Annotated in this window: 23 protein-coding genes and 1 pseudogene; 6 read left to right on the forward strand and 18 right to left on the reverse strand. The window is 67.6% G+C overall.

What is annotated here, in order from left to right; translation table 11 throughout:
- Positions 1–38: 38 nt before the first annotated feature.
- Genes JNK84_RS08245 through JNK84_RS08260 form a run of 4 tightly spaced genes read right to left on the reverse strand, consistent with a single transcriptional unit; the run spans position 39 to position 5,166 of the window.
- Complete coding sequence (locus tag JNK84_RS08245) at positions 39–506, reverse strand: nuclear transport factor 2 family protein (protein WP_293422704.1); 468 nt, start codon at positions 504–506, stop codon at positions 39–41.
- Positions 507–1,562 carry a 2-oxoacid:ferredoxin oxidoreductase subunit beta gene (locus tag JNK84_RS08250; RefSeq protein WP_293422706.1) on the reverse strand — a complete coding sequence of 352 codons (1,056 nt, stop codon included), beginning with the start codon at positions 1,560–1,562 and terminating at the stop codon, positions 507–509.
- A complete protein-coding gene (locus JNK84_RS08255) occupies positions 1,559–3,394 on the reverse strand; it encodes a 2-oxoacid:acceptor oxidoreductase subunit alpha (protein ID WP_293422708.1) in 1,836 nt (611 codons plus the stop codon). The genes JNK84_RS08250 and JNK84_RS08255 overlap by 4 nt, the downstream gene beginning before the upstream one ends.
- Complete coding sequence (locus tag JNK84_RS08260) at positions 3,376–5,166, reverse strand: FAD-dependent oxidoreductase (protein WP_293422710.1); 1,791 nt, start codon at positions 5,164–5,166, stop codon at positions 3,376–3,378. Before JNK84_RS08260 ends, JNK84_RS08255 begins: the two co-directional genes overlap by 19 nt.
- 603 nt (positions 5,167–5,769) lie before the next feature.
- Between JNK84_RS08260 and JNK84_RS08265 the strand changes: the two genes are divergently transcribed.
- The 4 genes from JNK84_RS08265 to JNK84_RS08280 all read left to right on the forward strand — a co-directional run bounded on the left by JNK84_RS08265 (position 5,770) and on the right by JNK84_RS08280 (position 10,258).
- Positions 5,770–7,107, forward strand: coding sequence for an ABC transporter substrate-binding protein (locus JNK84_RS08265; RefSeq protein ID WP_293422712.1), 1,338 nt, complete (start codon positions 5,770–5,772; stop codon positions 7,105–7,107).
- A 139-nt stretch (positions 7,108–7,246) separates the two neighbouring features.
- The gene (locus tag JNK84_RS08270; RefSeq protein WP_441343212.1) at positions 7,247–8,230 is read left to right on the forward strand and encodes a carbohydrate ABC transporter permease; all 984 of its coding nucleotides are present in this window, start codon (positions 7,247–7,249) and stop codon (positions 8,228–8,230) included.
- Positions 8,227–9,144 (forward strand): carbohydrate ABC transporter permease, encoded by a 918-nt coding sequence (locus tag JNK84_RS08275; RefSeq protein ID WP_293422714.1) that lies wholly within the window; start codon positions 8,227–8,229, stop codon positions 9,142–9,144. Before JNK84_RS08270 ends, JNK84_RS08275 begins: the two co-directional genes overlap by 4 nt.
- Before the next feature lie 16 nt (positions 9,145–9,160).
- Positions 9,161–10,258: an ABC transporter ATP-binding protein gene (locus JNK84_RS08280; protein ID WP_293422716.1), complete on the forward strand. Its 1,098-nt coding sequence runs from the start codon at positions 9,161–9,163 to the stop codon at positions 10,256–10,258.
- A 42-nt stretch (positions 10,259–10,300) separates the two neighbouring features.
- On the opposite strand, the gene JNK84_RS08285 is transcribed toward JNK84_RS08280, so the two are convergent.
- The 12 genes and pseudogenes from JNK84_RS08285 to JNK84_RS08340 all read right to left on the reverse strand — a co-directional run bounded on the left by JNK84_RS08285 (position 10,301) and on the right by JNK84_RS08340 (position 22,119).
- The gene (locus JNK84_RS08285; protein ID WP_293422718.1) at positions 10,301–10,852 is read right to left on the reverse strand and encodes a hypothetical protein; all 552 of its coding nucleotides are present in this window, start codon (positions 10,850–10,852) and stop codon (positions 10,301–10,303) included.
- A gap of 81 nt (positions 10,853–10,933) precedes the next feature.
- Entirely contained in the window at positions 10,934–11,344 is a 411-nt protein-coding gene (gene msrB, locus JNK84_RS08290) for a peptide-methionine (R)-S-oxide reductase MsrB (RefSeq protein WP_293422720.1), read from the reverse strand.
- A gap of 61 nt (positions 11,345–11,405) precedes the next feature.
- Positions 11,406–12,278, reverse strand: a complete 873-nt coding sequence (locus JNK84_RS08295; RefSeq protein ID WP_293422722.1) for a sulfite oxidase heme-binding subunit YedZ — start codon at positions 12,276–12,278, stop codon at positions 11,406–11,408.
- A gap of 94 nt (positions 12,279–12,372) precedes the next feature.
- Positions 12,373–12,975, reverse strand: a complete 603-nt coding sequence (locus JNK84_RS08300; protein ID WP_293422724.1) for a nuclear transport factor 2 family protein — start codon at positions 12,973–12,975, stop codon at positions 12,373–12,375.
- 98 nt (positions 12,976–13,073) lie between these two features.
- Entirely contained in the window at positions 13,074–14,525 is a 1,452-nt protein-coding gene (locus tag JNK84_RS08305) for an aldehyde dehydrogenase (RefSeq protein WP_293423532.1), read from the reverse strand.
- Between the two features lie 402 nt (positions 14,526–14,927).
- Positions 14,928–15,488 (reverse strand): annotated as a pseudogene (locus JNK84_RS08310) (ABC transporter ATP-binding protein); the annotation flags it as partial.
- Complete coding sequence (locus JNK84_RS08315) at positions 15,397–16,125, reverse strand: ABC transporter ATP-binding protein (RefSeq protein ID WP_293422727.1); 729 nt, start codon at positions 16,123–16,125, stop codon at positions 15,397–15,399. The gene JNK84_RS08315 and the pseudogene JNK84_RS08310, both read right to left, overlap by 92 nt.
- A 4-nt stretch (positions 16,126–16,129) precedes the next feature.
- The gene (locus JNK84_RS08320) at positions 16,130–17,095 is read right to left on the reverse strand and encodes a branched-chain amino acid ABC transporter permease (protein ID WP_293422730.1); all 966 of its coding nucleotides are present in this window, start codon (positions 17,093–17,095) and stop codon (positions 16,130–16,132) included.
- Positions 17,092–17,967 (reverse strand): branched-chain amino acid ABC transporter permease, encoded by an 876-nt coding sequence (locus tag JNK84_RS08325; protein WP_293422733.1) that lies wholly within the window; start codon positions 17,965–17,967, stop codon positions 17,092–17,094. The genes JNK84_RS08320 and JNK84_RS08325 overlap by 4 nt, the downstream gene beginning before the upstream one ends.
- A 58-nt stretch (positions 17,968–18,025) precedes the next feature.
- Complete coding sequence (locus JNK84_RS08330; RefSeq protein WP_293422736.1) at positions 18,026–19,243, reverse strand: amino acid ABC transporter substrate-binding protein; 1,218 nt, start codon at positions 19,241–19,243, stop codon at positions 18,026–18,028.
- An 83-nt stretch (positions 19,244–19,326) separates the two neighbouring features.
- Entirely contained in the window at positions 19,327–20,319 is a 993-nt protein-coding gene (locus tag JNK84_RS08335) for a Bug family tripartite tricarboxylate transporter substrate binding protein (protein WP_293422739.1), read from the reverse strand.
- Positions 20,320–20,394: 75 nt separating this feature from the next.
- On the reverse strand, positions 20,395–22,119 hold the full coding sequence (locus tag JNK84_RS08340) for a thiamine pyrophosphate-requiring protein (RefSeq protein WP_293422742.1): 1,725 nt from the start codon (positions 22,117–22,119) through the stop codon (positions 20,395–20,397).
- A gap of 138 nt (positions 22,120–22,257) precedes the next feature.
- On the opposite strand from JNK84_RS08340, the gene JNK84_RS08345 reads away from it, so the two are divergent.
- Both JNK84_RS08345 and JNK84_RS08350 read left to right on the forward strand, forming a co-directional pair.
- Positions 22,258–22,761 (forward strand): MarR family winged helix-turn-helix transcriptional regulator, encoded by a 504-nt coding sequence (locus JNK84_RS08345; protein WP_293422745.1) that lies wholly within the window; start codon positions 22,258–22,260, stop codon positions 22,759–22,761.
- A 136-nt stretch (positions 22,762–22,897) separates the two neighbouring features.
- Positions 22,898–24,667 (forward strand): DEAD/DEAH box helicase, encoded by a 1,770-nt coding sequence (locus tag JNK84_RS08350; RefSeq protein WP_293422748.1) that lies wholly within the window; start codon positions 22,898–22,900, stop codon positions 24,665–24,667.
- A gap of 6 nt (positions 24,668–24,673) precedes the next feature.
- Here JNK84_RS08350 and JNK84_RS08355 read toward each other — a convergent pair whose 3' ends face one another.
- Positions 24,674–25,462, reverse strand: a complete 789-nt coding sequence (locus JNK84_RS08355) for a DUF3750 domain-containing protein (protein ID WP_293422751.1) — start codon at positions 25,460–25,462, stop codon at positions 24,674–24,676.
- Positions 25,440–26,096 carry a glutathione S-transferase family protein gene (locus JNK84_RS08360; protein WP_293422754.1) on the reverse strand — a complete coding sequence of 219 codons (657 nt, stop codon included), beginning with the start codon at positions 26,094–26,096 and terminating at the stop codon, positions 25,440–25,442. Before JNK84_RS08360 ends, JNK84_RS08355 begins: the two co-directional genes overlap by 23 nt.
- Positions 26,097–26,225 lie beyond the last annotated feature (129 nt).

The raw sequence follows: 26,225 nt of genomic DNA on the forward strand, positions 1-26,225 counted from the left end.
CACGGACAGCCCGGCCACCCGCTGCGCCTGAAACGACCTCAAGCGAGGTGATGCTTCATCTCCGGCCGCGCCTTCAGCTCGGCGCCCTGCCGCCCGATGATCTTGGCGATGCGCTCGGGCGCGAAGCCGATATCGACGAAGGCCGGCGCGGTGTTCGCGACCTCGTGGTACTCGGCGATCAGCCCGCCCTGGAGCCGCATGATCGCGACGCCCTCGAACATGGCGCGGCGCCCCTCCGCTTCCGGCAGCTTCGACCGGTAGGAGAAGGTGTAGCGGGCATAGAGGATGCGGCCGTCCGTCACCGGCTCGTGCATGTCCCAGCGGAAATCCTCGGCGGTCCGGTAGAACCAGTCGTCGATCAGCTCGGCGATCCGGGCGCGGCCCTCGAAAGCGCCGTAGAAGACGTCGTGATAAACGCCGTCTTCGGCGAACAGGCCGGCCAGCGCCTTGCCGTCGCGACGCACCACCGCGTCGCAGAAGATCTTGAGAACCGCCGATACGTCCATTCAGCGCAGGCCCGCATTGATCTTCGCCAGCGCGGCGCCGCCCGGCACGATGTCCCGGTCGGCCATCGCATTGAGCGGCTTCTTCGCCGTGCCGAGCCGCGCATGCATGTCGCTCGCCTCGTCGTCGATGAAGATGAGGCCGGTCGCGATCTCGCCGCTGCGGCCGAGCCGGTAGATATGGCTCATCGCCGCGCCGCGGTCGTGGATGTCATAATCGGCCGAGAGCTTGCGCAGGCGGATGGTGGAGCCGTCGTGGAGGCGCACGTCCTGCGCCTCCCCTTCCGGATAATCGACGGCGATGGGCGCCTGCGAGGTGATGAAGTCGAGCGTGTTCAGCTCGGCATTGTGCGCGCGCACATAGTCGAAGCTCTTGGTCGAGCCCTGGTGGTTGTTGAAGGCGATGCAGGGCGAGATGACGTCGATGAAGGCCGCGCCCTGATGTTCGAGGCCGGCCTTGATCAGCGGCACGAGCTGGTCCTTGTCGCCCGAGAACGAGCGGGCGACGAAGGTCGCGCCGAGTTGCAGCGCGATGGAGACGAGGTCGATGGGCGAATCCGGGTTGTCGATGCCCTTCTTGCTCTTCGAGCCCTTGTCGGAGGTCGCCGAGAACTGGCCCTTGGTGAGGCCGTAAACGCCATTGTTCTCGACGATGTAGAGCATGTTCACCGCGCGACGGATGGCGTGCGCGAACTGGCCGAAGCCGATGGAGGCGCTGTCGCCGTCGCCGGATACGCCGAGATAGATCAGCTCGCGGTTGGCAAGGTTCGCGCCGGTCAGCACCGAGGGCATGCGGCCGTGGACCGAATTGAAGCCATGACTCTGGCCGAGAAAATAGGTCGGCGTCTTGGACGAACAGCCGATGCCGGACAGCTTGGCGATGCGGTGCGGCGGCAGCGACAGCTCGAAACAGGCCCGCATGATCGCCGACGAGATGGAATCGTGACCACAGCCGGCACAGAGGGTCGAGATCGAGCCCTCGTAGTCGCGGTGCGAGAAGCCGAGCTCGTTGAGCTCGATATCGGGGTGACGGAACTTCGGCTTGGCAAGATAGGTCACGAGAGAACCTCGCGCTGCTGGGGCGGACGAATGCTCGTCGCCTTCTCGGCAATGGCCTTGGCGATGAAGCGGGCGGTGATCGGCGTGCCGTCGAAATGCAGCACCGGCACCAGCTGGGCCGGGTCGATGCCGCATTCGACCATGAGCAGCGTGCGCATCTGCGCGTCGCGGTTCTGCTCGACGACGAAGACGAGGTCGTGGCCGGCGATGAAGTCGGTTACCTCCGGACCGAAGGGGAAGCCCCGGACACGCAGCGCATCGACATGGACGCCGCGCGCCGAGAGGATCTGCAGCGCCTCGTCCATGGACGGCCCGGTCGAGCCGTAGTGGATGACGCCGAGCCGCGTCGGTTTCGCGGCCCTGGCGAGGATCGCCGGCGGCACCAGCGTCTTCGCCGTGTCGAACTTGCGCAGCAGGCGCTCCATGTTGTCGACGTAGGGCGCGCCCTCCTCGGTGTAGCGGGCGTAGCGGTCGCGGGTGGAGCCGCGCGTGAAGAAGGAGCCACGCGTCGGGTGGGTGCCGGGATAGGTGCGGAAGGGGATGCCGTCGCCATCGACATCGAGATAGCGGCCGAAATCGCGCCCCGACTCCAGCTCCTCCGCCGTCATCACCTTGCCACGGTCGAGCGCGCGGGCATCGTCCCAGGCGAAGGGCGAGCACAGGTGCTGGTTCATGCCGATATCGAGATCGAGCATGACGAAGATCGGCGTCTGCAGCCGGTCGGCGAGGTCGAAGGACAGCGCGCCGAACTCGAAGGCCTCGCCGGGATCGCGCGGGAACAGGAGGACGTGCTTGGTGTCGCCATGGGCCGCATAGGCTGCGATCAGCAAGTCCGACTGCTGCGTGCGCGTCGGCATGCCCGTGGAAGGACCGCCGCGCTGAACGTCGAAGATGACAGCGGGAATCTCCGCGAAATAGGCGAGGCCGAGAAATTCCTGCATCAGCGAGATGCCGGGGCCCGACGTCGCGGTGAAGGCGCGCGCGCCGTTCCAGGCGGCGCCCACCACCATGCCGATGGAGGCCAGTTCGTCCTCCGCCTGCACGATGGCATAGCGCTTCTCGCCCGTATCGGGATCGATGCGCAGGCGCTTGCAATAGGTCTCGAAGGCCTCGGCCAGCGAGGTCGACGGCGTGATCGGATACCAGGCGCAGACGGTCGCGCCGCCATAGACCGCACCGAGCCCCGCCGCGGCATTGCCCTCGACGAAGATGCGGTCCCCGATCCTGTCGGCGCGCCGGACGCGCAGCCCGATCGGGCAGGCGAAATGGTCGCGGGCATAGTCGTAGCCGATATGCAGCGCCTTGAGGTTCGGCGCGATCAGCTTGTCCTTGCCCTTGAACTGCTCGCCGATGAGCTTCTCGACCTCCTCGATGGCGATGTCGAGCAGAGCCGCGAGCGCGCCCACATAGATGATGTTCTTGAACAATTGCCGCTGGCGCGGGTCGGTGTAGGTGCGATTGACGATGTCGGTCAGCGGCATGCCGAGGACGACGATGTCGTCCCGGAACTTCGACGGCGGGATCGGCCGGGAGGAATCGTAGAACAGGTAGCCGCCGGGATCGATCGAGGCGATGTCCTTGTCCCAGGTCTGGGGGTTCATCGCGACCATCATGTCGAGGCCGCCGCGCGCGCCGAGATGGCCCGCCTCGGTGACGCGCACCTCGTACCAGGTCGGCAACCCCTGAATGTTCGAGGGGAAGATGTTGCGCGGCGCGATCGGCACGCCCATCCGCATCACCGAGCGGGCGAACAAGAGGTTGGCGCTGGCGGAACCCGATCCGTTCACATTGGCGAAGCGGATCACGAAATCATTCACGCTCTCGATCGGCATGCATGCCCCGCATGTGTCATTTCGATCAGTGATTTCTGCATGTCCCAGGCGCCGGTCGGGCAGCGCTCGGCGCACAGGCCGCAATGCAGGCAGACATCCTCGTCCTTGGCCATGATGCGGCCGGTCTTGAGCCCGGCGGCGATATAGATGGCCTGGTCGAGATTCTCCGCCGGCGCGCTCAGCCGCTGGCGGAGGTCCTCTTCATCGCCGTCCTCGGTGAAGGTGATGCAGTCCATCGGGCAGATGTCGACGCAGGCATCGCATTCGATGCAGAGCTTGGCCTCGAACACGGTCTGGGCGTCGCAGTTCAGGCAGCGCTGCGCCTCCGCATAGCCGAGCTTCGGATCGAAGCCGAGCTCGACCTCCTTGCGGATGTCCTTCAGCGCGACGTCGTTGGCGAGCGTCGGCACCTTGAAGCGCTCGTCCACGGCGATGGCATTGTCGTAGGACCATTCGTGGATGCCCATCTTCTGGCTGATCAGGTTCATCAGCGGCGGCGGGCGGTCCGCGACATCGGCGCCCCGGCAGAAGGCGTCGATGGAGACGGCCGCCTCGTGGCCGTGGGCGACGGCCCAGATGATATTCTTCGGTCCGAAGGCGGCGTCGCCCCCGAAGAAGACGTTGGGGCGGCTGGACTGGAAGGTCTTCTCGTCGACCACCGGCATGCCCCACTTGTCGAAGGCGATGCCGGCATCGGCCTCGATCCAGGGGAAGGCGTTCTCCTGACCGACCGCCACCAGCACGTCGTCGCAGGCGACGAATTCGTCGGGCTCGCCGGTCGGCACCAGCCTGCGGCGGCCCTTGTCGTCATAGTCCGCCCTGACCTTCTCAAAGGTCATGCCGGTGAGGCGGCCGTTCTCGTGCTCGAAGGTCTTCGGCACCATGAAGTTGAGGATCGGGATGCCCTCGTGCATCGCGTCCTCTTTCTCCCATGGCGAGGCCTTCATCTCGTCGAAGCCGGAGCGGACGATGACCTTCACCTCCTCGCCGCCGAGACGGCGCGAGGAACGGCAGCAGTCCATGGCTGTGTTGCCGCCGCCGAGCACGATGACCCGCCGGCCGATGGCCTCGATGTGGCCGAAGGCGACGGAGGACAGCCAGTCGATGCCGATATGGATATTGGCCGCGGCTTGCCTGCGCCCGGGCAGGTCCAGATCGCGGCCGCGCGGCGCGCCGGTGCCGACGAATACGGCGTCGTAGCCCTCGTCCAGAAGCGCCTTCATGCTGTCGATGCGGCGGCTGGCGTGGAACACCGCGCCGGCCGAGAGGGCGAAGCCGACCTCCTCGTCGATGACGCTGTCGGGCAGGCGGAATTTCGGGATCTGCGAGCGCATGAAGCCGCCCGCCTTGGCCTCGCCGTCGAAGACCACGACGTCGTAGCCGAGCGGCGAGAGATCGCGCGCGACGGTGAGGGAGGCCGGCCCCGCGCCGATGCAGGCGATGCGCTTGCCGTTCTTCGTCTCCGGCGGCTTCGGCATGTAGGCGGCGACGCCGTTCTTGTAGTCGGCCGCGACGCGCTTCAGGCGGCAGATGGCGACCGGCTCCTCCTCCACGCGGCCGCGCCGGCAGGCGGGCTCGCAGGGGCGGTCGCAGGTGCGCCCGAGGATGCCTGGAAAGACATTCGACTTCCAGTTGATCAGGTAGGCGCCGGTATAGTCGCCCGCGGCGATCCTGCGAATATATTCGGGGACCGGAGTGTGGGCCGGGCAGGCCCACTGGCAATCGACGACCTTGTGGAAGTAATTCGGGTCGGAAATGTCTGTAATCTGCACTCACGTCCTCCCGCGCCGAACAACCCGCCGGCCGGCGTCACGGTCGTACATGCGCGACAAGGACCTGTTGCGCGCATGCGCTGCAATTGCCAGTCGACAGGGCAAACCGGCTCGCGCCGGTCCTCAACCCTTGAATAAGTCTGAACAGAAAATGGGCATCATGTCGATGACCCGACTGGAATATTTCCGTGATGGCGAACAGACCGCGCAAGCCGGTGGGCGGGAACCGGAGCGCGGGTCGACATGGTGCGATTTTCATTGCTCCGCACCATGGCGCGCGGGTCGGAACCTGGGCCCGGGCCCTTTTCCGTCAAACAGCGGCCAGTCTTCGTTCCCAAAGGGAACGGCCGCGAATAATGCACTGCAATAATATTCGCGCCGGACGGGAGCGCCGACATTGTGCGAAGCACAACGATTTCTCCGACTTCGTGAGTATCCGCATCTAGGACTAAATCGATTTTTGTCGTTTACTGACCCGAGCGCCCAGCCGGCACCCGCCTCCGACGCCAGCGCGGACGAGGTTTGCGAATTTCGCAGAAGAAGCGGCACGGCGTCATCGTGCGCGGCAGAACGGCCGCTCATGCCACGCGGGAGGATTTGGGAATGCCTAAGCATCATCTGACTCGTCGGCGCTTCATCGCGGCCTCGGCCCTGGCGTCGACGGCCTTGTCTGCCCCCTTCGTCCGCGGCGCCCACGCCGCCGGCAAACTGTCGATCGGCTTGTGGGACCATTGGGTTCCCGGCGCGAACAAGGCATCGACCGACGTGGCCCAGGCCTGGGCGGCCAAGGAGCGCGTCGAGCTGACGATCGACTACATCCCCTCGCAGGGGAACAAGAACCTCCTGACCATCGCCGCCGAGGCGCAGGCCAAGTCGGGCCACGACATCCTCGCCATGCCGACCTGGTGGCCGCATGCCCAGGCCGACCTGCTCGAGCCCTGCAACGACATCATGACCCAGCTGATCGCGCAGAACGGCGCGGTGAACGGTACGGTGCAGTATCTTGGCCGCGTCGGCGACAAGTGGCTCGGCGTCCCGGCGACCATCGGCTCGCAGATCAAGGGGCCCTGCTCGCGCATCGACCTGATGAAGCAGCATGCCGGCATCGACGTGCAGGCGCTCTATCCGGCCGGCGGCCCGCCGAACGCCGACGCCTGGAACATGGACGCCTACCTGAAGGCCGCGGAGGCCTGCCACAAGGCCAACCTCGCCTTCGGCGTCGGGCTCGGCGAGACCACGGACTCGGTCGACACGGCCGGCGCCTTCTTCCAGTCCTTTGGCGCGGCCCTGGTCGATGCCAAGGGCGAGCTGACGGTGAAGTCGGATGCGGTCCGGCAGGCGCTCGACTACTGCGTCAAGGTGGCCCGGTTCTATCCGGCCGATGCGCCGGCCTGGGACGACGGGTCGAACAACCGCTGGCTGGTCTCCGGCCGCGGCGCGCTGATCATGAACCCGCCGAGCGCCTGGGCCGTTGCCAAGCGCGACGCGCCGCAGATCGCCGCGCAGTGCTGGACGCACGGCATGCCGGTCGGCCCGCGCGGGCGCTACGCGCCGTTCCTGCCCTATTTCTGGAACATCTGGAGCTTCTCGCAGAACAAGCCGGCCGCCAAGAGCCTGCTGGTCGCCCTGTCGCAGCCGGCGGCCGTGGCGAGTTTCGTGGCGGCCTCGGCCGGCTACGACATTCCCTCGTTCGAGAAGCTCACGACGCTGCCGACCTGGGCCGAGGAAGGGCCGCCCAAGGGCACGCTCTACCACTACCCGAACCCGCACAACCACCAGACGCTGTCGATCGCGGCCGCCCCGGCGCCGCCGAAGATCGCCCAGCAGATCTACACCCAGGCGACGCTCACGAAGATGATCGTCCGTCACCTGCGTGGCGAACCCATGGAGCGGACGCTGTCATGGGCGGAGAGCGAGGTCGAAGGGTTCCTGCGCGGTTGATCCGCGCCAGTCTGAGGCCGATCGGAGGGCGCCCGGCGGCGTCCTCCGCCATGACCCGGTGGCGCGTCGGCGACCCGCCGCCGGGACAAATCACCTGCCTGTCCACCCGAACGACACGCATGCGAGGCGGCGACATCCGATGGCAGATGCAGTCCTGACGTCCAGCACCCAGACCAGCCGGACCTTAGCCAGGCCGGGCGCGGTCAGGCGCTTCTTCCAGCGCAAGTCGACCATCGCCTTCCTGATGGCGCTGCCGCTAATCATCGTGATCTTCGGGCTGGTCATCTACCCGGCCTTCTACGCCATCTATCTGTCGACGCTCAGGAAATCGATGGCGAGCGTGGCCTGGATGCGCAACTGCTCCTGGCTGCCGGACGCGATCTGCACGCGCATGCCGTTCGGCAACATGCAGTTCCTGTTCACGCGCGAAACCTTCTGGATGGTCGTCTACCAGTCGTGCCTGTTCGCCATCACCGCGGTGATCTTCAAGGCGCTGTTCGGTTTCATCATCGCCCATTTCGTCCACAACATCCCGGCCAAGGGCCAGCGCAAGTGGCGCGGCATGCTGCTGATCCCGTGGGTCATCCCACCGGCCATGTCGACGCTCGCCTGGCTCTGGCTGTTCGACCCCTCCTACAGCGCCTTCAACTACGTGCTGAGCGGCATGGGTTTCGGCCGCATCCCCTGGACCGGCGACGCCAACTGGGCGCGGTTCTCCGTGATCCTCGTCAATATCTGGGTCGGCGCGCCGTTCTTCATGATCATGTATCTGGCGGCGCTGAAGTCGGTGCCCGATCAGCTCTATGAAGCGGCCGAGATCGACGGCGCCAACTGGTGGCAGCGCATCTGGTACGTGACGCTGCCGATGATGCGCAACATCATCGCCATCACCGCGCTGTTCTCGACCATCGTCACCTTCGCCAATTTCGACATCGTGCGCGTGCTGACCGCCGGCGGGCCGCTCGACCAGACCCATCTGTTCGCCACCTGGGCGTTCCGGATCGGCATCGAGGGCAGCGACATCCCGCTGGGCGCATCCATCTCGCTGTTCATGGTGCCGATCCTGGCGGTCGCCGCCGTCTTCATCCTGCGCGACATCAACCAGCGGGGTAACGAGGCATGACCGCCGCCGCCATGGCACCCGACAAGAGCGCTCCGACCCGCAAGGTGCAGTACGGCTCGATGAGCCGTGACCGGGCCTGGGCGCTGCGCTGGTCCTATTTCTTCCTCGTCATCTTCGCGGCGTTCTTCCTGCTGCCGCCGATCTACATGTTCATCACCTCGCTGAAGACCAGCGCGGAAATCTCGGCGGCGACCAATCCTTGGTGGGTCTTCAACCCGACCCTGTCCAACTACGTGGAACTTCTGACCAAGCGCGAGTATCTGGTCTTCTTCAAGAACTCGGTCATCGTCTCGGCCTCGGTCGTCACCATCACCATGCTGATCTCGATTCCCGCCGCCTTCGCGCTGTCGCGCATGCGGTTCTGGGGCTCGGCGACGCTCGCGACCGGCGTGTTCCTGACCTATCTCGTGCCCGACACGCTGCTGTTCATCCCGATGTTCAAGATGTTCGCGGCCTTCCACGAACTCACCGGCATCCAGATGCTCAATCGCTGGTGGATCCTGCTGGTGGTCTATCCGACGCTGACCGTGCCGTTCTGCACCTGGATCATGATCGGCTATTTCGCCTCGATCCCGAAGGAGCTGGACGAGGCGGCGATCATCGACGGCGCCAGCTGGTTCCAGACGCTGACCCGCATCTTCATCCCCGTGGCGCTGCCGGGCATCATCGCCGCCACCATCTTCGCCTTCACGGTGAGCTGGGCGCAGTTCCTCTATCCGCTGGCCTTTACCACATCGGTCGACCAGCTGGTGCTGCCTGTGGGTATCATCACGACGCTGATCCGCGGCGACGTCTTCGCCTGGGGCCAGATCATGACCGGGGCGCTGCTCGGCGCCCTTCCCCCCCTGATCATCTACGCCTTCCTCATGGACTATTACATCGCAGGCCTGACCGCCGGCGCGACCAAGGGCTGACGGGAGACATTCGACAATGGCAGGCGTCACTCTGAGGAACATCGTCAAGCGCTACGGCGATGTGGAGGCCGTGCGCGGCATCAATCTCGACATTGCTGACGAGGAATTCGTGGTGCTGGTCGGCCCGTCGGGCTGCGGCAAGTCCACCACGCTGCGCATGATCGCGGGACTGGAGGACATTTCCGACGGCGACATCGCCATCGACGGCGATGTCGTCAACGACGTCCCGCCGAAGGACCGGGACATCGCCATGGTGTTCCAGAACTACGCGCTCTATCCGCACATGACGGTGGCGGAGAACATGAGCTTCGGCCTGCGCCTGAAGCGCTACCCCAAGGCCGAGATCAAGGCGCGGGTGGACGAGGCCGCGCGCATCCTCGACATCAGGGAGCTGCTGGACCGCAAGCCCAAGGCGCTTTCCGGCGGCCAGCGCCAGCGCGTCGCCATGGGCCGCGCCATCGTGCGCAATCCCAAGGTCTTCCTGTTCGACGAGCCCCTGTCGAACCTTGACGCCAAGCTGCGCGTGCAGATGCGCACCGAGATCAAGAAGGTGCACCTGAAAGTGCGCACGACCACGGTCTACGTCACCCATGACCAGGTGGAGGCCATGACGCTGGCCGACCGCGTGGTGGTGATGAACCACGGCCGCATCGAGCAGATCGGCCCGCCCAACGAACTCTACCATCACCCGAAGACCCGCTTCGTCGCCGGTTTCATCGGCTCGCCCGCGATGAACTTCATACCCGTGCAGCTGGAACAGGCGTCCGGCGGGCTGACCATGCGCCTGTCCGATACGATCACCCTGCCCGTGCCGGCGGCCCGCACCGAGCGCTACAAGGCCTATGCCGGGCAGGCCGGCCTGGTGCTGGGCCTGCGCCCCGAGCACATCGTGGACGCGCAGTCCGCAGCCGGCGCCAACATCGTGCCCTTCGACATCAGGCTCGACGTGATCGAACCGATGGGCAACGAGACGCTGGTCTATTTCACCCTGTCCGGCGAGGCCATGTGCGGGCGCGTCAGCCCGGAAGCGGGCGCAGCCGATGGCGAGCCGCTGAAACTCGCCGCCAACCTCAACCACATGCATCTCATCGATGCGAAGGGCGCGGTTCTCTAGGCTGGTCGTTTCGGCACGTCAGATCGCCGCGCCCACGGGCCATCAGCTCATCGCGAGGTCGCCGAGCATGGCCGCGATGATGGTTCCGGCGAGCATGAGATCGACGCTGCGGCGCGCCGGGGAGGACCGTGTCAGCATGCCGCTCAGCGCCACGGTGAACGCGGCGGCGCCAACCAGCGCGCTGGTGCCGGGCAGTTGCAGGTCGAAGAAGAGGCCGACCGCCAGGATCGTGCCCACGGCGACCAGCGTCGACATGACGATGGCGATCAGGCCGAAAGCGCCGTTGAGATCGGTGAAGCGCAGCGCCGCCCGTTTCAGCATCGAGACCGGCCGCGGGGGAACGCTGGCGTCGTAGGCGGAGCCGAGCGCCCGCGCGCTGGCGAGGAAAGCGAGAGCCGCCGCGCCGGGCAGCAGGGCGACGAGGGCAAAGCGCCGGTCGGTCGCCAGCCGCTCCATACTCACGGCCCGCTCGACGAAGCCGAAGGCCGTCAGCATGACCGAGCCGAGGGTGAGGCCCGCCGTCGTCACCACCTTGGCGACGTCCACGAGCAATTGCTCCCGCCCCAATTCCATCGCCTGCGGCTGGACGGTCATTGCGGCTTCCCCAACTGATCCCGGTGGGGACCAGTATGGGGGCGGCATGTTAACGGCGCTTTTCGATCCGGCGGGGCCGGATCAGGCCGGTTTGAAGTCCAGCGCCACACCGTTGATGCAGTAGCGCAGGCCCGTCGGCGGCGGCCCGTCCGGGAAGACGTGGCCGAGATGACCGCCGCAATTGGCGCAATGGACCTCGGTGCGCACCATGCCCCAGGACCGGTCGACGGTCTCCTCGACCGAGCCCGGCACCGGCTGGTCGAAGCTTGGCCAGCCCGTGCCGCTCTCGAACTTCTTGGCCGCGACGAACAGTTCCTGCCCGCAGCCCGCGCAGGAAAAGGTGCCGGCGCGCTTCTCGTAGTTGAGCGCGCAGCTTCCCGGCCGTTCCGTGCCGTGGCCGCGCAGCACCTGGTACTGTTCGGAGGTCAGGATGCGGCGCCATTCCTCGTCCGTCCTGGTGACGGGGAAGGTCTTCTCGGCGGCAGCGGTCATCGTATCGTCTCCCTTGAACCCGAACAAAGCGGCCAGTCTCGACAGCGTCGTCATCGCGCCCTCACTCCGCCGCGGCCACGGCCGCGCGGCGGCCGCGCGGCGCTCCGGAGCGCTCGCGGTTTCGCCCCCGCATGCGGACGGCATTGACCGCGACGAGAGCGAAGCCGGCAAGTCCGACCCACAGGGCCGGCCGGATGCCGAAGGCGACATCAAGATTGGCGTAGAGGATGCGCGAGGCCATGACGCCGGTCATGGTCGCATACCACAGCGCCTCGAGAAGCGCCGTGGCGACGGCGGATATGATGGCGAGGGCCGTCAGTTGCAACGGCCCGACGGCGATCCCGAACCGGCGCATCAGCCTGAAGCCCATGAGCCAGACGAAGAAGCCGAGCATCAGAACCGGCTCCGACACGTCCAGCTTGGTTTGCAGAAAGAAGTGCCAGATGGCGAGGAAGGCGATCGGATAGGTCAGAAGGTGCAGCCGGTTCCACCTGGCGCTGCCGAGCCGCCGGATCATTGCGTCCGTGGATGTCGCGGCCAGCGCGATCAGGCCGAGAAGGCCGACGAAGCCGATGGTCAGGTAGAAGCGCAGGACGATCTCGCTCGCGACCTTCTGCAGGTTGAAAGCCTGCTCGACCACGTAGAAGGCCAGGTGGGACGCGGCATAGGCGGCGACGGCGACGCCGATCATGCGGCGCACCGCGATCAGCTTCGGCCAGTCGGCAACGAAACGGAGCGGCGTCACCAGAAGCGACAGCAGCAGGAAGCGCACCGCCCAGTCGCCGGACTGATGAATGGCCGAGGTGATGGGCTTGGAGCCGAGCGTGCCGGTCGCGCCTTGCGCGGCGATCCACAGCCCGGGCGCGATGACGCCCAGAAACACGGTCAGCTTGAGGGCGGAGAATTTCCCCGCCCGGTCGTTCCACGGCAGCATGCAGCGTCCTCTGATGGCCTGATGTCATGCCATACGCGCGGCGACCGCAAGAGGTTACGTCAGGCTGCCTCACGGTGACGTGAGAGCGGAGCCCTCACTCCGCCGGGCCACCCTCCAGCCAGACCTTGCCACGCTTGTACAGCGCCTCGACCTCGGGCCCGCGCAGGCCCGGCATGTCGCGTTTCACGGTGTAGCCGATCTTGGTCTGGATATAGGCGAGGTGCCGGTAGCCCTCGGGGAACTGCGCGAGCAGGTCCGGGTCCAGCGACAGCTTCGCGTCGGGCAGCACCGGGTCCAGCCGGTCCTTCTCGTAGATCGGCTGGCGCATGAACACGCCCCAGCGCCCGTCGCGCTTCTCGATGAAGTCGTAGAAGCGGCCGGTGCAGACGACATCGCAGACGACGCCGTCGACCGGGCCGCGCTGCGAGATGGTCATCTTGGTCTGGGCGATGGCGCGGTTGCCGGCGCGATCGATGGTCGTGCCGCCGAGGAAATGCAGGATCGAGACGCCCTTGGCCCAGCCTTCCCGGCTGGCGCGGATGAAATCGGCCGCCGGCCCCTGATACCAGGTCGCATTCATCCGCCCGTCCGGGTGCCAGCAGGTCAGGAAGCGGTCCCAGTCGCCGGCGTCGCGCCAGAGCGCCCAGTTCTCCACGAGATCGCGGATGGCGAGGCGCTCGATGATGTCTTCGGTCATGGGATCACCAGTCGTGAGATATGCCGGGGCCTGAGAGCCACCCCCTCGTCATGCCCGGCACATGGCCGGGCATGACGATCTGGGTAGAGGGTTGAAAATCAGAACGGATAGGGGCGCGGGCCGGTCTGGATGGTGATCCAGCGAAGTTCGGTGAAGGCGTCAATGCCGGCCTTGCCGCCGAACCGCCCGTAGCCCGACGCCTTGACGCCGCCGAAGGGCATCTGCGGCTCGTCGTGCACGGTCGGCGCGTTGATGTGGCAGATGCCGCTCTCGATGCGCTTGGCGACGCCCAGCGCCCGCCCGATATCGCGCGAGAAGACCGCCGCCGAGAGCCCGTACTCCGTGTCGTTGGCGACGCGGATGGCCTCCTCGTCGCCGTTGACGCGCACCACCGTCACCACCGGGCCGAAACTCTCCTCGCCATAGATGCGCATGGCCGGCGTCACCTTGTCGAGGATGGTCGCCGGCATGACCGTGCCCTCCAGCGAGCCGCCGGAGGCGAGCGCCGCGCCCTTGCCCGCCGCGTCGTCGATCAGCGTCTTGACGCGCTTGGCGGCTTCCGCCGAGACCATCGACCCCAGCACGACATTGCCGGAGCGCGGGTCGCCATAGGGCAGCGACTTCGCCTTGGCGGCGAACTTCTCGACGAAGGCATCGGCGATCTTGGCATCGACCACGATGCGCTCGGTCGACATGCAGATCTGACCCTGGTTCATGAAGGCGCCGAAGGCCGCGGCCTTCACGGCCTCGTCGAGGTCGGCATCGTCGAGGATGACCAGCGGCGCCTTGCCGCCAAGCTCCAGCAGCGCGGGCTTGAGGTAGCGCGCCGCCGTTTCCGCGATGATGCGGCCGACATGGGTGGAGCCGGTGAAGTTGACGCGCTTCACCGCCTTGTGGGCGATCAGCGTCTCGACCACCTTGGCGGCATCGGCCGGGGCATTGGTGACGACGTTGACGACGCCTGCGGGGAAGCCGGCATCGCGCATCACCTGACCGATGAGCTGATGCGTCGCCGGGCACTGCTCCGAGGCCTTGAACACGACCGTATTGCCGCAGGCGAGCGGCATGGCGATGGCACGCACGCCGAGAATGACCGGCGCGTTCCACGGCGCGATGCCGAGGATGACGCCGACCGGCTGGCGCACGGCGAGCGCGAGATTGTTCGGCTTGTCGGTGGGGATGACGTCGCCGGTGATCTGCGTGGTCATCGCTGCGGCCTCGCGCAGCATGCCGGTGGCGATGCCGATGTTGAACATCGCCCAGCCCTTGGTGGCGCCGGTCTCGGTCATCATCGCCGCGACGAAGTCCTCGGCGCGCTGCTGCATCAGGTCGGCGGCCGCGTTGAGCTTGGCGCGCCGCTCGTTCGGGCCGAGCGCCGACCATGTCGGGAAGGCTGCGGCGGCGGCATCGACGGCGGCAACGGCATCGGCGACGGTCGCGGCGGCGGCGCGGGTCGCGACCTGGCCGGTCATGGGGTCGAGGCGATCGAAGGTGCGCCCGTCGGCGGCGCCGGTCTCGCGGGCATCGATCATCAGGTTGACGTGTTTCATGGAACTCTCCGGATACGCGGGGACTGGGGCGGCCACGGCGGCCGCGCTGGAAAACATGGCCGCATTTGAAGCGGGAACGGGCGGGGGCGCATCGCCGGTCGCCGGCAGGGGTGGCGGCGAGAAGATCGGCGGCGGCGCGACGGCGGGCGCTGCATCGTCATTGGCCGGAGCCACGCCGCCGAGATAGGCGGCGGCGACCTGCGGGTCGTCGGCCAGATCGGCGGCCCTGCCCTCGCCGACGATGCGGCCATTGGCGATGAGATAGGCCCGGTCGGCGAGCTTCAGGCAGCGCTTGGCGTTCTGCTCGACGATCAGGATCGCCATGCCGCGCGCCTTGATCTCGGCGAGACCCCGGAACAGCTCGCCGGTCATGACCGGCGAGAGGCCGAGCGAGGGTTCGTCCAGCATCAGAAGGTTCGGCCGCGACATCAGCGCCCGGCCGATGGCGACCATCTGCTGCTCGCCGCCGGACATGGTGCGCACGGCCTGCGATAGGCGCTCGGCGAGACGGGGAAAGAGGTGGAGCACGTCGTCGAGGGTCGCGGCCTCATAGGCCCGCGCGCGCTTCGGGAAGGCGCCGAGCATCAGGTTCTCGCGCACCGTCAGGTCGCCGAAAATGCCGCGCCCCTCCGGCACCAGCGCGATGCCCTGCTCGACGATGCGGTGCGGATCGGCGGCGCGGATCGGCAGTCCGTCGAAGGTGATCGACGTGCCCTGCCCCGCCGGCATCAGCCCGGCAATGGCTTTCAACAGCGTGGTCTTGCCCGCGCCGTTGGCGCCGAGAATGGCGACGGTCTCGCCGGCCGCGACCGAAAGCGCGACATCGTCCACCGCGCGGTGCGGGCCGTAGGAAACGGAGAGGCGGGCGACCTCAAGCATCGTCGTCTCCGAGATAGGCCTTGACGACATCCGGGTCGGCCAGCGCCTCGGCCGGCGTCCCTTCCGCGATCTTGGTCCCGGCATTCATCACGATGCAACGGGTGCAGAGCGCGCGGATGGCGTCCATCACATGCTCGACCATGACGATGGTCAGCCCGTCGCGGGCCAGCGAGGCGATCAGCGCGATACCGTCCTTCAGTTCGGTCGGGTTGAGGCCGGCGAGCCACTCGTCCAGCAGCAGGAGCTGCGGATGCGCCGCCAGCGCCCGGGCCAGTTCCAGCCGCTTCTGGTCGATATAGGTGAGGCTCGCGGCGCGCTGGTCGGCGCGCGCGGCCAGGCCCACGCGGGCGAGCAGCGGCAGCGCCCGCTCCTGCGCCTCCGACGGCGAGCAGGGCCGTGCCCCGAACATGGCGCCGATGGCGACGTTCTCGGCCAGCGTCATGGTCGGCATGACGCGGACGAGCTGGAAGGTGCGGGCGATGCCGGCGCGGGCGATGCGATGCGCGCCGGTCCGCTCGATGCTCTGACCGTCGAAGACGATGGCGCCGGAATCGGCGGAGAGGTTGCCGGTGATCAGGTTGAGCGCGGTGGTCTTGCCGGAGCCGTTCGGGCCGACGAGGCCGACCACCTCGCCGCGCGGGATGGAAGCGGTCAGACCCGAGACAGCCTTCAGGCCGCCGAAGCTCTTGGAGACGCCGTGGAGTTCGATGAGCGGCTGCATCGCCTCACTCCGCCGGATGCGGGCGGCGGCGAACCGCGCGCGCGAGCTTGTCGCGGCCCTGGTCGATCAGCCCGACCACGCCGTTCGGCACGAAATAGACGATCACGAGGAAGGTCAGCCCCAGCAGGATCGAGAAGGAGTTGGGGAAGTTCGCCTGCAGGATCTCGAACAGGATGGCGAGCGGCACGACGCCGAGGATCGGCCCGTAGAGCCTGGCCGCGCCGCCGAGCAGCGCCATGATCAGCACCTGGAAGGAGATGATCGGATTGAAGGCGATGGACGGGTCGATATAGGTCCAGCGCGGCGCCATGATCGCGCCGACGACGGTCATGAAGGTCGCCGACACCACGAAGACCGCGACCTTGGAGATGGTGGTGTTGACGCCGGAATGGCGCGCCACTGTCTCGTCCTCGCCGATGGCCCGTAGCGCCCACCCCAGCCGCGAGCGCTGGATGGCGTAGCCGGCGAGCAGGACGAGGACGAGCAGGCCGAGCAGCATCCAGAAGATGCCCTGCTGGTTCACGTCGATGAAGACGAAACGGCCGACCGTGCCGCCGAACTTCGCCTCGGCCCAGGTGACGAGCTGGCGGACGAGTTCCGCGAGACCGAACGTGAAGATGACGAAATAGACGCCGGAGAGCCTCAGCGTCGACAGGCCGACGACGGTCGCGACCACCGCGCCGATCAGCGCCGCCGCCGGATAGACCAGCGGCAGCGGCAGCTTCTCGCCGAGGAAGGCCATGGTGTAGGCGCCAAGCCCGAAAAAGGCGGCGGTGGCCAGCGAAACATAATGCGTCGGCCCGGAGAACAGCGCCCAGGCCGTGGCCAGCACCGAGTACATCAGGATGTTGACGATGAGCGCCATCCAGTAGGAGCCGGCGACCGCCGGCAGCGGCGCGAGGAGCGCGGCTCCGGCGAGCACGACGAGCGGAAAGATCCAGTCCCTCGCGGTCCAGTTCCTGAGGATCATCTGGCGGCCTTTCCGAACAGGCCGGTGGGCTTGACCAGCAGGATGGCGAGGAACAGGGCAAAATTGACGGCGAGCGTCAGGCCGCTGTCGAGGAAGGCGGCGGTGAGCGCCTCGGCAAGGCCGAGGATCAGGCCCGCGACCAGCGCGCCGAAAATATTGCCGACGCCGCCCATGATCACGACGATCAGCGCCTTCATGGTGAAGACCACGCCCATGGCGGCGTTGAAGGTCAGGAACATCGAGACCAGCACGCCGGAGCCGGCCACCAGCGCGCCGCCGAGCGCGAAGGCGAAGGCGGCGTAGGTGGTGGTGTCAATGCCGACCAGCGGCGCGGCGGCCGGGTTGACCGAGACGGCGCGGACCGCCGTGCCGATGCGCGTGCGCATCAGGAACAGCGTCAGTCCCAGCGCGATGGCGACCGCGATGCCGGCTGCGAGCAGGCGGTTCAGCGCCACGGTGGAGCCGATGATCTGAACGGGCACGGCGAGGTAGGAATAGGAGACGTAGGAGCCGCCGAAGACCACCAGCATGATGCCCTGCACGACGAACAGCAGGCCGAAGGTCGCGAGGATGGAATCGACCTCCAGCGCCCCCGGCGATTTCGCCCGGCGCACCAGCGGCGTCATCAACAGGCGGTAGATGCCCCAGTTGAGCGCGAAGGACAGCGGCATGGCGACGGCCAGCGCGAGGATCGGGCTGAGGCCGCTGGCCGAGAACAGGAGATAGGCGGCGAAGGAGCCGGCGATGGTGAACTCGCCGTAGGCAAGGTTCATGATCCGCGCGACGCCGTACTGGAGCGACAGCCCCATGGCGACCAGCGCGTAGATGCCTCCGAGGATCAGCCCCGACAGGATGACGTCGACGAGGAACATTCAGACCGTCTCCGGGAACCCGCCGCCCGTGGGCGGCGGGCAGGTTTCACACATGGCGTCAGGCGGTCGGCCAGGCCGGCTTCGGGAAGACCGGGGCCTTGGTGCCGCCGACCTTGGTTGGGGCCAGCGCCACGAACTCGCCCTGCTGCCACTGGCCGACCCACCACTGGTCGACACGCTGGTTCTTGTCGAACTTGATCGTGCCGAGGATCGTTTCGAACGAGTTCGCGCCGATGTCCCGGATGATCGCCGCCTTGTCGAGGCCGACACGTTCGATCGACTGGGAGAGCACTTCCAGCGTCGAATAGGTCGTGGTCGAGGCCCAGCGATCCGGCTCGCGGCCGACGATGCGGTTGTGGCGGGCGATGTAGTCGCGGATCTTCGGGTTGGTCACGTCGACGCCGCCGATGCCCATGACGCCCTCGGCATTGGCGCCGAAACGCTGCTTGTAGAGCGGGAAGGCCGTGCCGACGGCGGTGTAGAACACTTTCGGGTTGAGCCCGCCGATGCGCGCCTGCTCGGTCAGCGCCAGCGTGTCCGGCGGATAGGAGAAGGCGAGGAACATGTCGGGCTTCAGGCGCACCGCCTCCGAGATGATCGGGGCGAGGTCCTGCGTGCCCGGCGGGTACTGCCGGTCCATGACCACCTGGAAGCCGGCCTTGGCGATGCCGGCCCGCGCGGCGCTGACGAGTTCGAGGCCGAACTGGTCCTGCACCGAGGCGAGCGCCACCGTGTTGCCGAGGCCCTTGTCCTTCAGCGTCGCCAGAAGGTCGGTCAGCGCCGTGATCGCGGTCGAGGGGCGGTCGAGGAACAGGAACATGTTGTTCCAGCGCGCGACCAGTTCCGGCTGCCGCTCGACGAAGAAGGTCGAGGCGAGATGCGGGAAGCCGCCACGGTTGAACGAGGGCGCGACCGCGAGGTTCATCGCCGTGCCCCAAGGCGGGAACAGCAGGTCCACCTTGTCCTGGTTGACCAGCCGCTCGATGTTGCGGACCGCCTCTTCCGACTGCGAGCGATCGTCATATTCGACGAACTCGACCATGCGGCGCTGGCCGCCGGGCAGCTTGAGGCCGCCGGCATCGTTGGTCTCCTTCAGCCAGAGCTGGTAGTTCGGCAGCGTGGTCACATTGGCGCCGCCGGCATTCGGCCCGGTCTTGGAGATCGAGAAGCCGATCTTCACCGCGCCCGCCTGCGCGCGGACGTAGGGGGCGGCCAGCGTCGTCGCGGCGATGCCGCCGACCACGGCGCGGCGGCTGGGTGTCAGTCGTGTCGTCATGTCTGCCTCCTCAGGTCCCTCTGATTTCCCGTTATTCGCGGCTTCGGATGCTTCTGCGGCACCCGTCCCCTCGGCACGCGCTGCTACTGGCTGATGCGGATATCGGCCGCCTTGATCACCGGTTCCCACAGGCGCAGTTCCGCCTGCATGGCGTCGGCCAGTTCCTGCGGGGTCGAGCCGACCGGATTGGTGCCGATCTCGGCGAGGCGCGCGACCACGGCGGGGTCGTGCAGCGCCGCCTTCAGCCCGGCCGACAGGCGGTTGACGATCTCGGGCGGCGTCTTCGCCGCCGTGAAGAAGGCGAACCACGAGTTCATCTCGTAGCCGGGAACGATGGACGAGATGGTCGGCACGCCCGGCAGCGCCGGCAGCGGGTCCTTGGTCGAGACGCCGAGCGGGCGGATGGTGCCGCCACGGATCTGCGAGGCCGACACCGTCAGCGTGTCGAACATCACGTCGAGGCGGCCGCCGATCAGGTCGTTCATGGCCGGGCCCGCGCCGCGATAGGGCGCATGGACCATGTCGACCTTGGCGAGATATTTGAACAGTTCGCCGGCCATGTGGATCGACGACCCGATGCCGGCCGAGCCGAAGGTCAGCTTGCCGGGATTGGCTTTCGCACGCGCCAGCAGGTCGGCGGCCGATTTGTCGGGCGAGCCCACCGGCACGACCATGACGTTCGGCACGGTGATGCCCATGCCGACCGGCGCGAGGTCCTTGTAGGTGTCGAGCGGCATGCGCGCATAGAGCAGGTGGTTCACCGCCACAGCGCTGGAGGTGATCAGCAGCGTATGGCCGTCGGGATCAGTGCGCGCGACCTCGGCGGAAGCGAGATTGCCGCCGGCCCCGCCGCGATTCTCGACGACGACGGCCTGCCCCCATTCCCTGGTCAGACGCTCGGTCAGGTGGCGCGTCACGATGTCGGCGGCCCCGCCCGGCGGAAACGCCACGACGATGCGGATATTGCGGTTTGGCCAGCTTTGCGCCCGCGCCAGCCCCGGGCTCGCCAGCAGCGCGGCGGCTCCCGCGGCTCCGGCCATCACGCGACGCCTGTCGAGGCGCTTTGTCTCGTCCATCGTTTCCTCCTCGTCTTTTCCGTCAGCGGTCGTTCGGTGCCGCCGATCGGGGGGATCATATCTTGCGCGCTGCGCCTATCCGTCCATCAAATGGGGCAGCCAGACGTCGAGAACAGCCGCCCGGCCCTCGATTTTCACCGCATGCATGGCGGCGGCGACGGCCTCCTCGACCTCGTCCGGATGCCTGACCTTGCGAGCATAGGCTCCGCCGGCGGCATGGGCGATTTCGGAATAATCGGGAGGCGGATCGAAGGCGACGCCGATATCGTCGGAGCGACTTGCATGGCCGGACGGGTGCACGGCCAGCGTCGAATAGCGGGGCGCGCGCCAGCCGCGATTGTTGAACACGACCTGCAGGAAGGGCGTGCGGTACTGTCGCGCCATCCAGTGGACCGTCGAAGGCTGCGAGAACATGTAGGAGCCGTCGCCGGTCAGCGCGATGACGGTCTTGCCCGGTTCCGCGAGCTTGGCGCCGATGGCGGCCCCGCCGGTCCAGCCGAGATTGCCGCCGCCGGAATTCAGCATCTGCCCGGCGCGCGTCGGCGCGATGTGGTTGACCACCACGGGATAGTTGGTGATGCCCTCGTTGAGGACGATGGTGTCGGCATCGACATGGGCGCGGACGCAGGCGGTGACATATTCGGCCGTCAGCACGTCACCCGTGGGCTTGCGCTCCGCCTCGGCCACGGCCTTCTTCCGCTCGGCATGGCGGGCGGCGAAATGGGCGCGGCGCTCCTCGATCCTCGCCTGATCCAGCGGCACGCGGTCGAGACCGGCATTGAGCTGGGCCAGCGCCGTCTCGGCATGGGCGCGGAACACGCGGCGCGCGGGGATCGACCAGAGCGGCATGTCCTGCTTCAGCGGATCGACATCGATATGCCAGATCTTCGCGCCGGCCTGCGGCTTCGAGATCGAGGGTATCCACGGCACGTCGGAATCGATGACCACCACCACGTCGGCCTCGGCCAGACGCGGATTCTGGCGCGGCTCGTTCCACTGGCAGCCCTGATACATCGGGTCGTCGTGCGGCAGGTTCACCGCATTCGGCACGCTTTCCAGCACGCCGATGCCGAGCGGCCCGGCAAGGCGCTGCAACTCGGCGACCGCCCGCTTGTTGCGCCCGAGATAGGACGTGACGATCAGCGGGCGATGGGCGCCGGCAAGGTCGGTCAGCAGCGCGTGGACGGCTTCCGGCGGCAGGGCGGCCGGCGCGATCGGCGCCCAATCGGCCACGTCCTGCTCGACGCGCGGAACCTCCTCCTCCATGACCTCGCGCGCGCCCATCAGATAGACGGGCCCCTTGGGGTCGGAGTGAGCGAACTGCATGGCCCGCCAGGTCATCTGCTTGATGTTGCGGCCGGTGCGCAGCTCGGCGTCGTAGCGCATGTAGCCGCGCACGAGGCCGCGCTGGTCGTGGACATCCTGAATCCACTGGATGAACTCGTTGCGGCTGCCCTTCAGTTCCCCGAACTGCGTGTAGGGCGACGACCCCGCGAAGATCAGCACGGGCACGCGGCCCTTCGAGACGTTGTGGACCGCGCCGGCCAGAGACTGCGTGCCGCATTCGACATGGACGACGACGGCCTGCGCGCGCCCCGTCACCTGCGCGTAGCCCTGCGCAGCGGTCAGCGCGACCATCTCGTTCGGGCAGGTGATGACCTTCGGCACCTTCCGGCCGGAGACCTTGGCCTCTGCCAGCGCCTCGACGAGGCCGGGATGATCGCTGCCGAAATTGGAAAACAGATACTCGACGCCGGAGGCGGTCAGGGCTTCGAGAAACGCGGTCGAGGCTGTGTACATGGAGACCGGGGGACGGCACCTGGGGAACTGCGCGGATAATTAGTTGGATATCCAACTGTTCGAGTCAAGACTAACTTGCGGGGCGCCGCCCCCCATGCGACATTCCGACCGATGCGGACCGATCAGGTCCAGGAGCCCATGACCCATACGTCCTCACTTCCCGACCCCTCGACAGCCGCCGCCACCGAGGGACGCGAACGTTCGGAAGAGGCGGCGAGGCTCGGCCCGCTCAGCGATTTCATCGGTTTTCACCTGCGCATGGCGCAGGAAGCCTCGTTCCGCGCCTTCTCGCAGCGGGTCGGCGATCCCGGCCTGAAACCCCGGCGCTTCGCTGTCATGACGCTGATCGCGGAAAATCCGGGCCTGACCCAGACGGCGCTCGGCAAGGCCAGCGGCCGGGACAAGTCGACCCTGACCTCGACGCTCGACGATCTCGTCAAGCGCGGCCTCGTGCTACGGGAGCGGGCGGTAAACGACCGGCGCAGCTACACGCTCCACCTCACGGAGAAAGGCAGCGTGCTGCAACGCAAGCTGATGAGCCGCGCGATCGAGCACGACCGCGAGCTCGACCGGATCGTCGGCCCGGACAAGAAGGCCGAACTCCTGATGCTGCTCCGGCGGATCATCACCGAACTCGGCTAGGAAACGGCCTGACCCGCGCCAATCCATATTGGCTTTGGCGGCCGGAAAGCTGTAGGAGGCGTGCTCCCACGCATTCACAGCTCTTTGCCAGCCCCTTTGGCGCCGCCGTGCGAGCGCCCGTCAGGATGTGCCGACCTTGGCCGAACCCACAATCCCTCCCGTGCTCGCGGCGGCGCTCGCCGCCCGCAACTATGTCGAACTGACGCCGGTGCAGCGCGCCGTGCTGGACGCCGATGCCGGCGACCGCGACCTCCTGGTCTCCGCCCAGACCGGTTCGGGCAAGACCGTCGCCTACGGCCTCGGCCTCGGCGCGACGCTGCTGGACGAGGATGGAGGGCTCGGAGAAGCCGCCGATCCGCTGGCGATCATCGTGGCGCCGACGCGCGAACTCGCCCTGCAGGTTCAGCGCGAGCTCGCCTGGCTTTATGCCGAAGCCGGCGCGCGCATCGTCGCCTGCGTCGGCGGCATGGACCCCCGGCGCGAGAAGCGCATGCTGGAGGAAGGCGCGCATATCGTCGTCGGCACGCCGGGCCGCCTGCGCGACCATATCGAGCGCAACGTCCTCAATCCCTTCGACGCGAAGGCGGTGGTGCTGGACGAGGCCGACGAGATGCTCGATCTCGGCTTCCGCGACGATTTGGAATTCATCCTGAACGCCACGCCGGAGACGCGGCGCACGCTGCTGTTCTCGGCAACCCTGCCGGCGGGCATCGCCACGCTCGCCAAGCGCTACCAGCATGACGCGCTCAGGATCGCGGTCACCGGCGGCCGCGAAGGTCATGCCGATATCGAATATCGCGCCATCCGCTGCTTCCCGAACGAGGTCGAGCACGCCGTCGTCAACGTACTCCGGCTGATCGACGCGCCGGGCGCGATCATCTTCGCCAACACGCGCAATTCCGTGCGCCACCTGCAGGCGACGCTGGTCGAGCGCGGTTTTTCCGCCGTGTTCCTGTCGGGCGAACTCGGCCAGCACGAGCGCAATCTCGCGCTGCAATCGCTGCGCGACGGCCGCGCCCGCATCTGCGTCGCGACCGATGTCGCCGCGCGCGGCATCGACCTGCCGAACCTCGGCCTCGTCATCCATGCGGAACTGCCCCACGACGCCGAGGTGATGCAGCACCGCAGCGGCCGCACCGGCCGCGCCGGCCGCAAGGGCGTCAGCGTCCTGATCGTGCCGACCTCGCGCCGCCGCCGCGCCGAGAGCCTGCTCGCGGAAGCCCGTATCGTCGCCGAATGGTCGGCGCCGCCGACTGCGGAAGAAATCCGCGCGCTGGACCGCGAGCGTGTCCTCGCCGATCCGCTGCTGACGGAGGCGCCGTCCGACGACGACCGCGTGCTCGCCGAAACGCTGATCCAGCGCAAATCGCCCGAGGACATCGCCTTCGCGCTGGCGCGCGTGCTGCGCTCGCGCCTGCCCGAGCCGGAGGAGGTCTCCGATCCCGGCATCCGCCCGGCCGGCAAGGAGCGCGGCCCCCGCGCCGACCGCGACATGCAGATTGCCGGCGACATGGCCTGGTTCCGGCTCGACGTCGGGCGGCAGAACCGCGCGGACCCGAAATGGATCCTGCCCATGCTCTGCCGGCGCGGCGGGATCACCCGCCAGGACATCGGCCAGATCCGCATTCAGGATACCGTCACCGAGGTTCAGATCGCAGCCAACAAGGCGGTGGACTTCCTCGTCAACGCCCGCAAGGGCAATGCCGACGATGTCTTCATCGCCGCCGCCGACGAGCGGCCGGAGCCGCGCGGGCCGCACAAGTCGCGCAAGCCCCGGAGCGACGGCCCTGCCCGCCCGCCGCGCGACGACGACTTCAGGCGTGGCCCGAAAGGCCCCCCGCGCGGCAAGGCCGAGCGCGGCGGCTTCAAGCACAAGCGCAAGCCCGGCAAGGGGCCACCCCGCTAACCTGGGTCAGTCGGCCACGCCGAGCCGGCCGATCGCCGGCAGATTGATCGCGGGCCGCCGGATGTCGATGCCGAGGATCGCGCCGAACAGGTTGATCTCGACGCCCTCGTGCCAGCCGACCGTCAGGCCGGCATAGCCGCCGAGCGTCGCCTGGAAGCCGAGCCCGCCGATGGCCGGGCGCAGCCAGCGGCCGTCATGCGGATAGTCCTTGCCGATGGCGGTCGCCGGCAGGTGCGCCTGCAATTCCGGCGCGGCAGCCAGCACCGCCGCGACGAAGGTGTTGGAGTTCGGCCCCGGCCATGCCCGGTAATCGCCGACATTGCGCCAGGCATAGGCGGCAACCGCTTCCCTGATGCGCGGAATGGCCCCGGCCGCCGCCTCGCCCGTCACCGACAGCACGACCTCCGGCACCTCGCCGAACCAGCGGGCGTCGGCGGCGAAGCCGTTGACGCGGATCGGCTGGCCCCAGGCGGTGTAGTCGAACCGGTCGTAGCGGGCGGCTCCCGCCTCCTTCACCACGATCCATGTGTGGGTGGCGAAGATGCCGCGCCAGCGCACCGTGCGCGCCGCGAAGACGTGGACGGAGGCTCCCCGGTGCGGTTCAGGCGGCGGCAGAAGGCCGGCGCTGGCCCGTCCCGAGGCCGACCAGTCGGGGGCACGGCCCTCGATCCAGTAGGCCGCCGAGGCGATGGCGATCGGCAGGACGAACAGGGCGGCGAAGACGAACGCCAGCCGGCGCGGCCAGCGCCCGGCGGGGCGCGCCAGACGCGGCTCAGAACTCGACGTCGAGCTCATCGATCTCTTCGGGCTCGTGCTTCGCCGCGCCGATCCATTCCTTCATCGGCGCCCAGTCCATGATCGTGCGGCAGTAGCTGGCGGCCGCCGCATCGATCGGCACGTCGTAGGTGTAGAAGCGCATGCAGACCGGCGCATACATGGCGTCGGCCACCGTCGGCGTCGCGCCGAACAGGAACGGCCCGCCATAGGTCTTCAGGCATTCGCTCCAGATGGCCAGAATGCGCTCGATGTCCGGCTGCGCGCCGGCCCAGACCTTGAAGCCCTGATAGCGGGCCTTCAGGTTCATCGGCAGGGCCGAGCGCAGATTGTGGAAGCCCGAATGCATCTCGCCGGAGACCGAGCGGCAATGCGCGCGCACGGCGCGGTCCTCGGGAAACAGGCCGGCTTTCGGGAATTTCTCGTTGAGATATTCCGCCAGCGCCCAGGTATCCCAGATCTTCGCGCCCTCGTCGGTGAGCGCCGGCACGAGGAAGGACGGCGAGAGCAGCAGCAGTTCGGCGCGCTGGCCGGGATCGTCGAGGGAGACCGGCACTTCGTCGAAGGCGATGCCGCTCATCTTGCACAAGAGCCAGCCGCGCAGGGACCAGGACGAGTAGTTCTTGCTCGACAGGGTGAGCGTTGCCTTGGCCATGAGCGACCTCCCGGGAGAGTAAACCGCATCGATGCGGCAACTCTGTGGAAAGAATACTCTCGCAGCGCAGCAAAAAGTGCACTAGCTTTTTTTGATCGATGCCAATGTGGCGTCCTGCAAACCGGCTGG

Origin of the sequence: Phreatobacter sp., assembly GCF_016793595.1 — a bacterium.
Taxonomy (GTDB): Bacteria; Pseudomonadota; Alphaproteobacteria; order Rhizobiales; family Phreatobacteraceae; genus Phreatobacter.

Excerpts from the sequence above, each read along its gene's own strand:
- JNK84_RS08245 (WP_293422704.1), bottom strand. The coding sequence starts at position 506 with ATGGACGTATCGGCGGTTCTCAAGATCTTCTGCGACGCGGTGGTGCGT.
- JNK84_RS08255 (WP_293422708.1), bottom strand. The coding sequence starts at position 3,394 with ATGCCGATCGAGAGCGTGAATGATTTCGTGATCCGCTTCGCCAATGTG.
- JNK84_RS08265 (WP_293422712.1), top strand. The coding sequence starts at position 5,770 with ATGCCTAAGCATCATCTGACTCGTCGGCGCTTCATCGCGGCCTCGGCC.
- JNK84_RS08270 (WP_441343212.1), top strand. The coding sequence starts at position 7,247 with ATGGCAGATGCAGTCCTGACGTCCAGCACCCAGACCAGCCGGACCTTA.
- JNK84_RS08275 (WP_293422714.1), top strand. The coding sequence starts at position 8,227 with ATGACCGCCGCCGCCATGGCACCCGACAAGAGCGCTCCGACCCGCAAG.
- JNK84_RS08280 (WP_293422716.1), top strand. The coding sequence starts at position 9,161 with ATGGCAGGCGTCACTCTGAGGAACATCGTCAAGCGCTACGGCGATGTG.
- JNK84_RS08285 (WP_293422718.1), bottom strand. The coding sequence starts at position 10,852 with ATGACCGTCCAGCCGCAGGCGATGGAATTGGGGCGGGAGCAATTGCTC.
- msrB (WP_293422720.1), bottom strand. The coding sequence starts at position 11,344 with ATGACCGCTGCCGCCGAGAAGACCTTCCCCGTCACCAGGACGGACGAG.
- JNK84_RS08295 (WP_293422722.1), bottom strand. The coding sequence starts at position 12,278 with ATGCTGCCGTGGAACGACCGGGCGGGGAAATTCTCCGCCCTCAAGCTG.
- JNK84_RS08300 (WP_293422724.1), bottom strand. The coding sequence starts at position 12,975 with ATGACCGAAGACATCATCGAGCGCCTCGCCATCCGCGATCTCGTGGAG.
- JNK84_RS08305 (WP_293423532.1), bottom strand. The coding sequence starts at position 14,525 with ATGAAACACGTCAACCTGATGATCGATGCCCGCGAGACCGGCGCCGCC.
- JNK84_RS08315 (WP_293422727.1), bottom strand. The coding sequence starts at position 16,125 with ATGCAGCCGCTCATCGAACTCCACGGCGTCTCCAAGAGCTTCGGCGGC.
- JNK84_RS08320 (WP_293422730.1), bottom strand. The coding sequence starts at position 17,095 with ATGATCCTCAGGAACTGGACCGCGAGGGACTGGATCTTTCCGCTCGTC.
- JNK84_RS08325 (WP_293422733.1), bottom strand. The coding sequence starts at position 17,967 with ATGTTCCTCGTCGACGTCATCCTGTCGGGGCTGATCCTCGGAGGCATC.
- JNK84_RS08330 (WP_293422736.1), bottom strand. The coding sequence starts at position 19,243 with ATGACGACACGACTGACACCCAGCCGCCGCGCCGTGGTCGGCGGCATC.
- JNK84_RS08335 (WP_293422739.1), bottom strand. The coding sequence starts at position 20,319 with ATGGACGAGACAAAGCGCCTCGACAGGCGTCGCGTGATGGCCGGAGCC.
- JNK84_RS08340 (WP_293422742.1), bottom strand. The coding sequence starts at position 22,119 with ATGTACACAGCCTCGACCGCGTTTCTCGAAGCCCTGACCGCCTCCGGC.
- JNK84_RS08345 (WP_293422745.1), top strand. The coding sequence starts at position 22,258 with ATGACCCATACGTCCTCACTTCCCGACCCCTCGACAGCCGCCGCCACC.
- JNK84_RS08355 (WP_293422751.1), bottom strand. The coding sequence starts at position 25,462 with ATGAGCTCGACGTCGAGTTCTGAGCCGCGTCTGGCGCGCCCCGCCGGG.
- JNK84_RS08360 (WP_293422754.1), bottom strand. The coding sequence starts at position 26,096 with ATGGCCAAGGCAACGCTCACCCTGTCGAGCAAGAACTACTCGTCCTGG.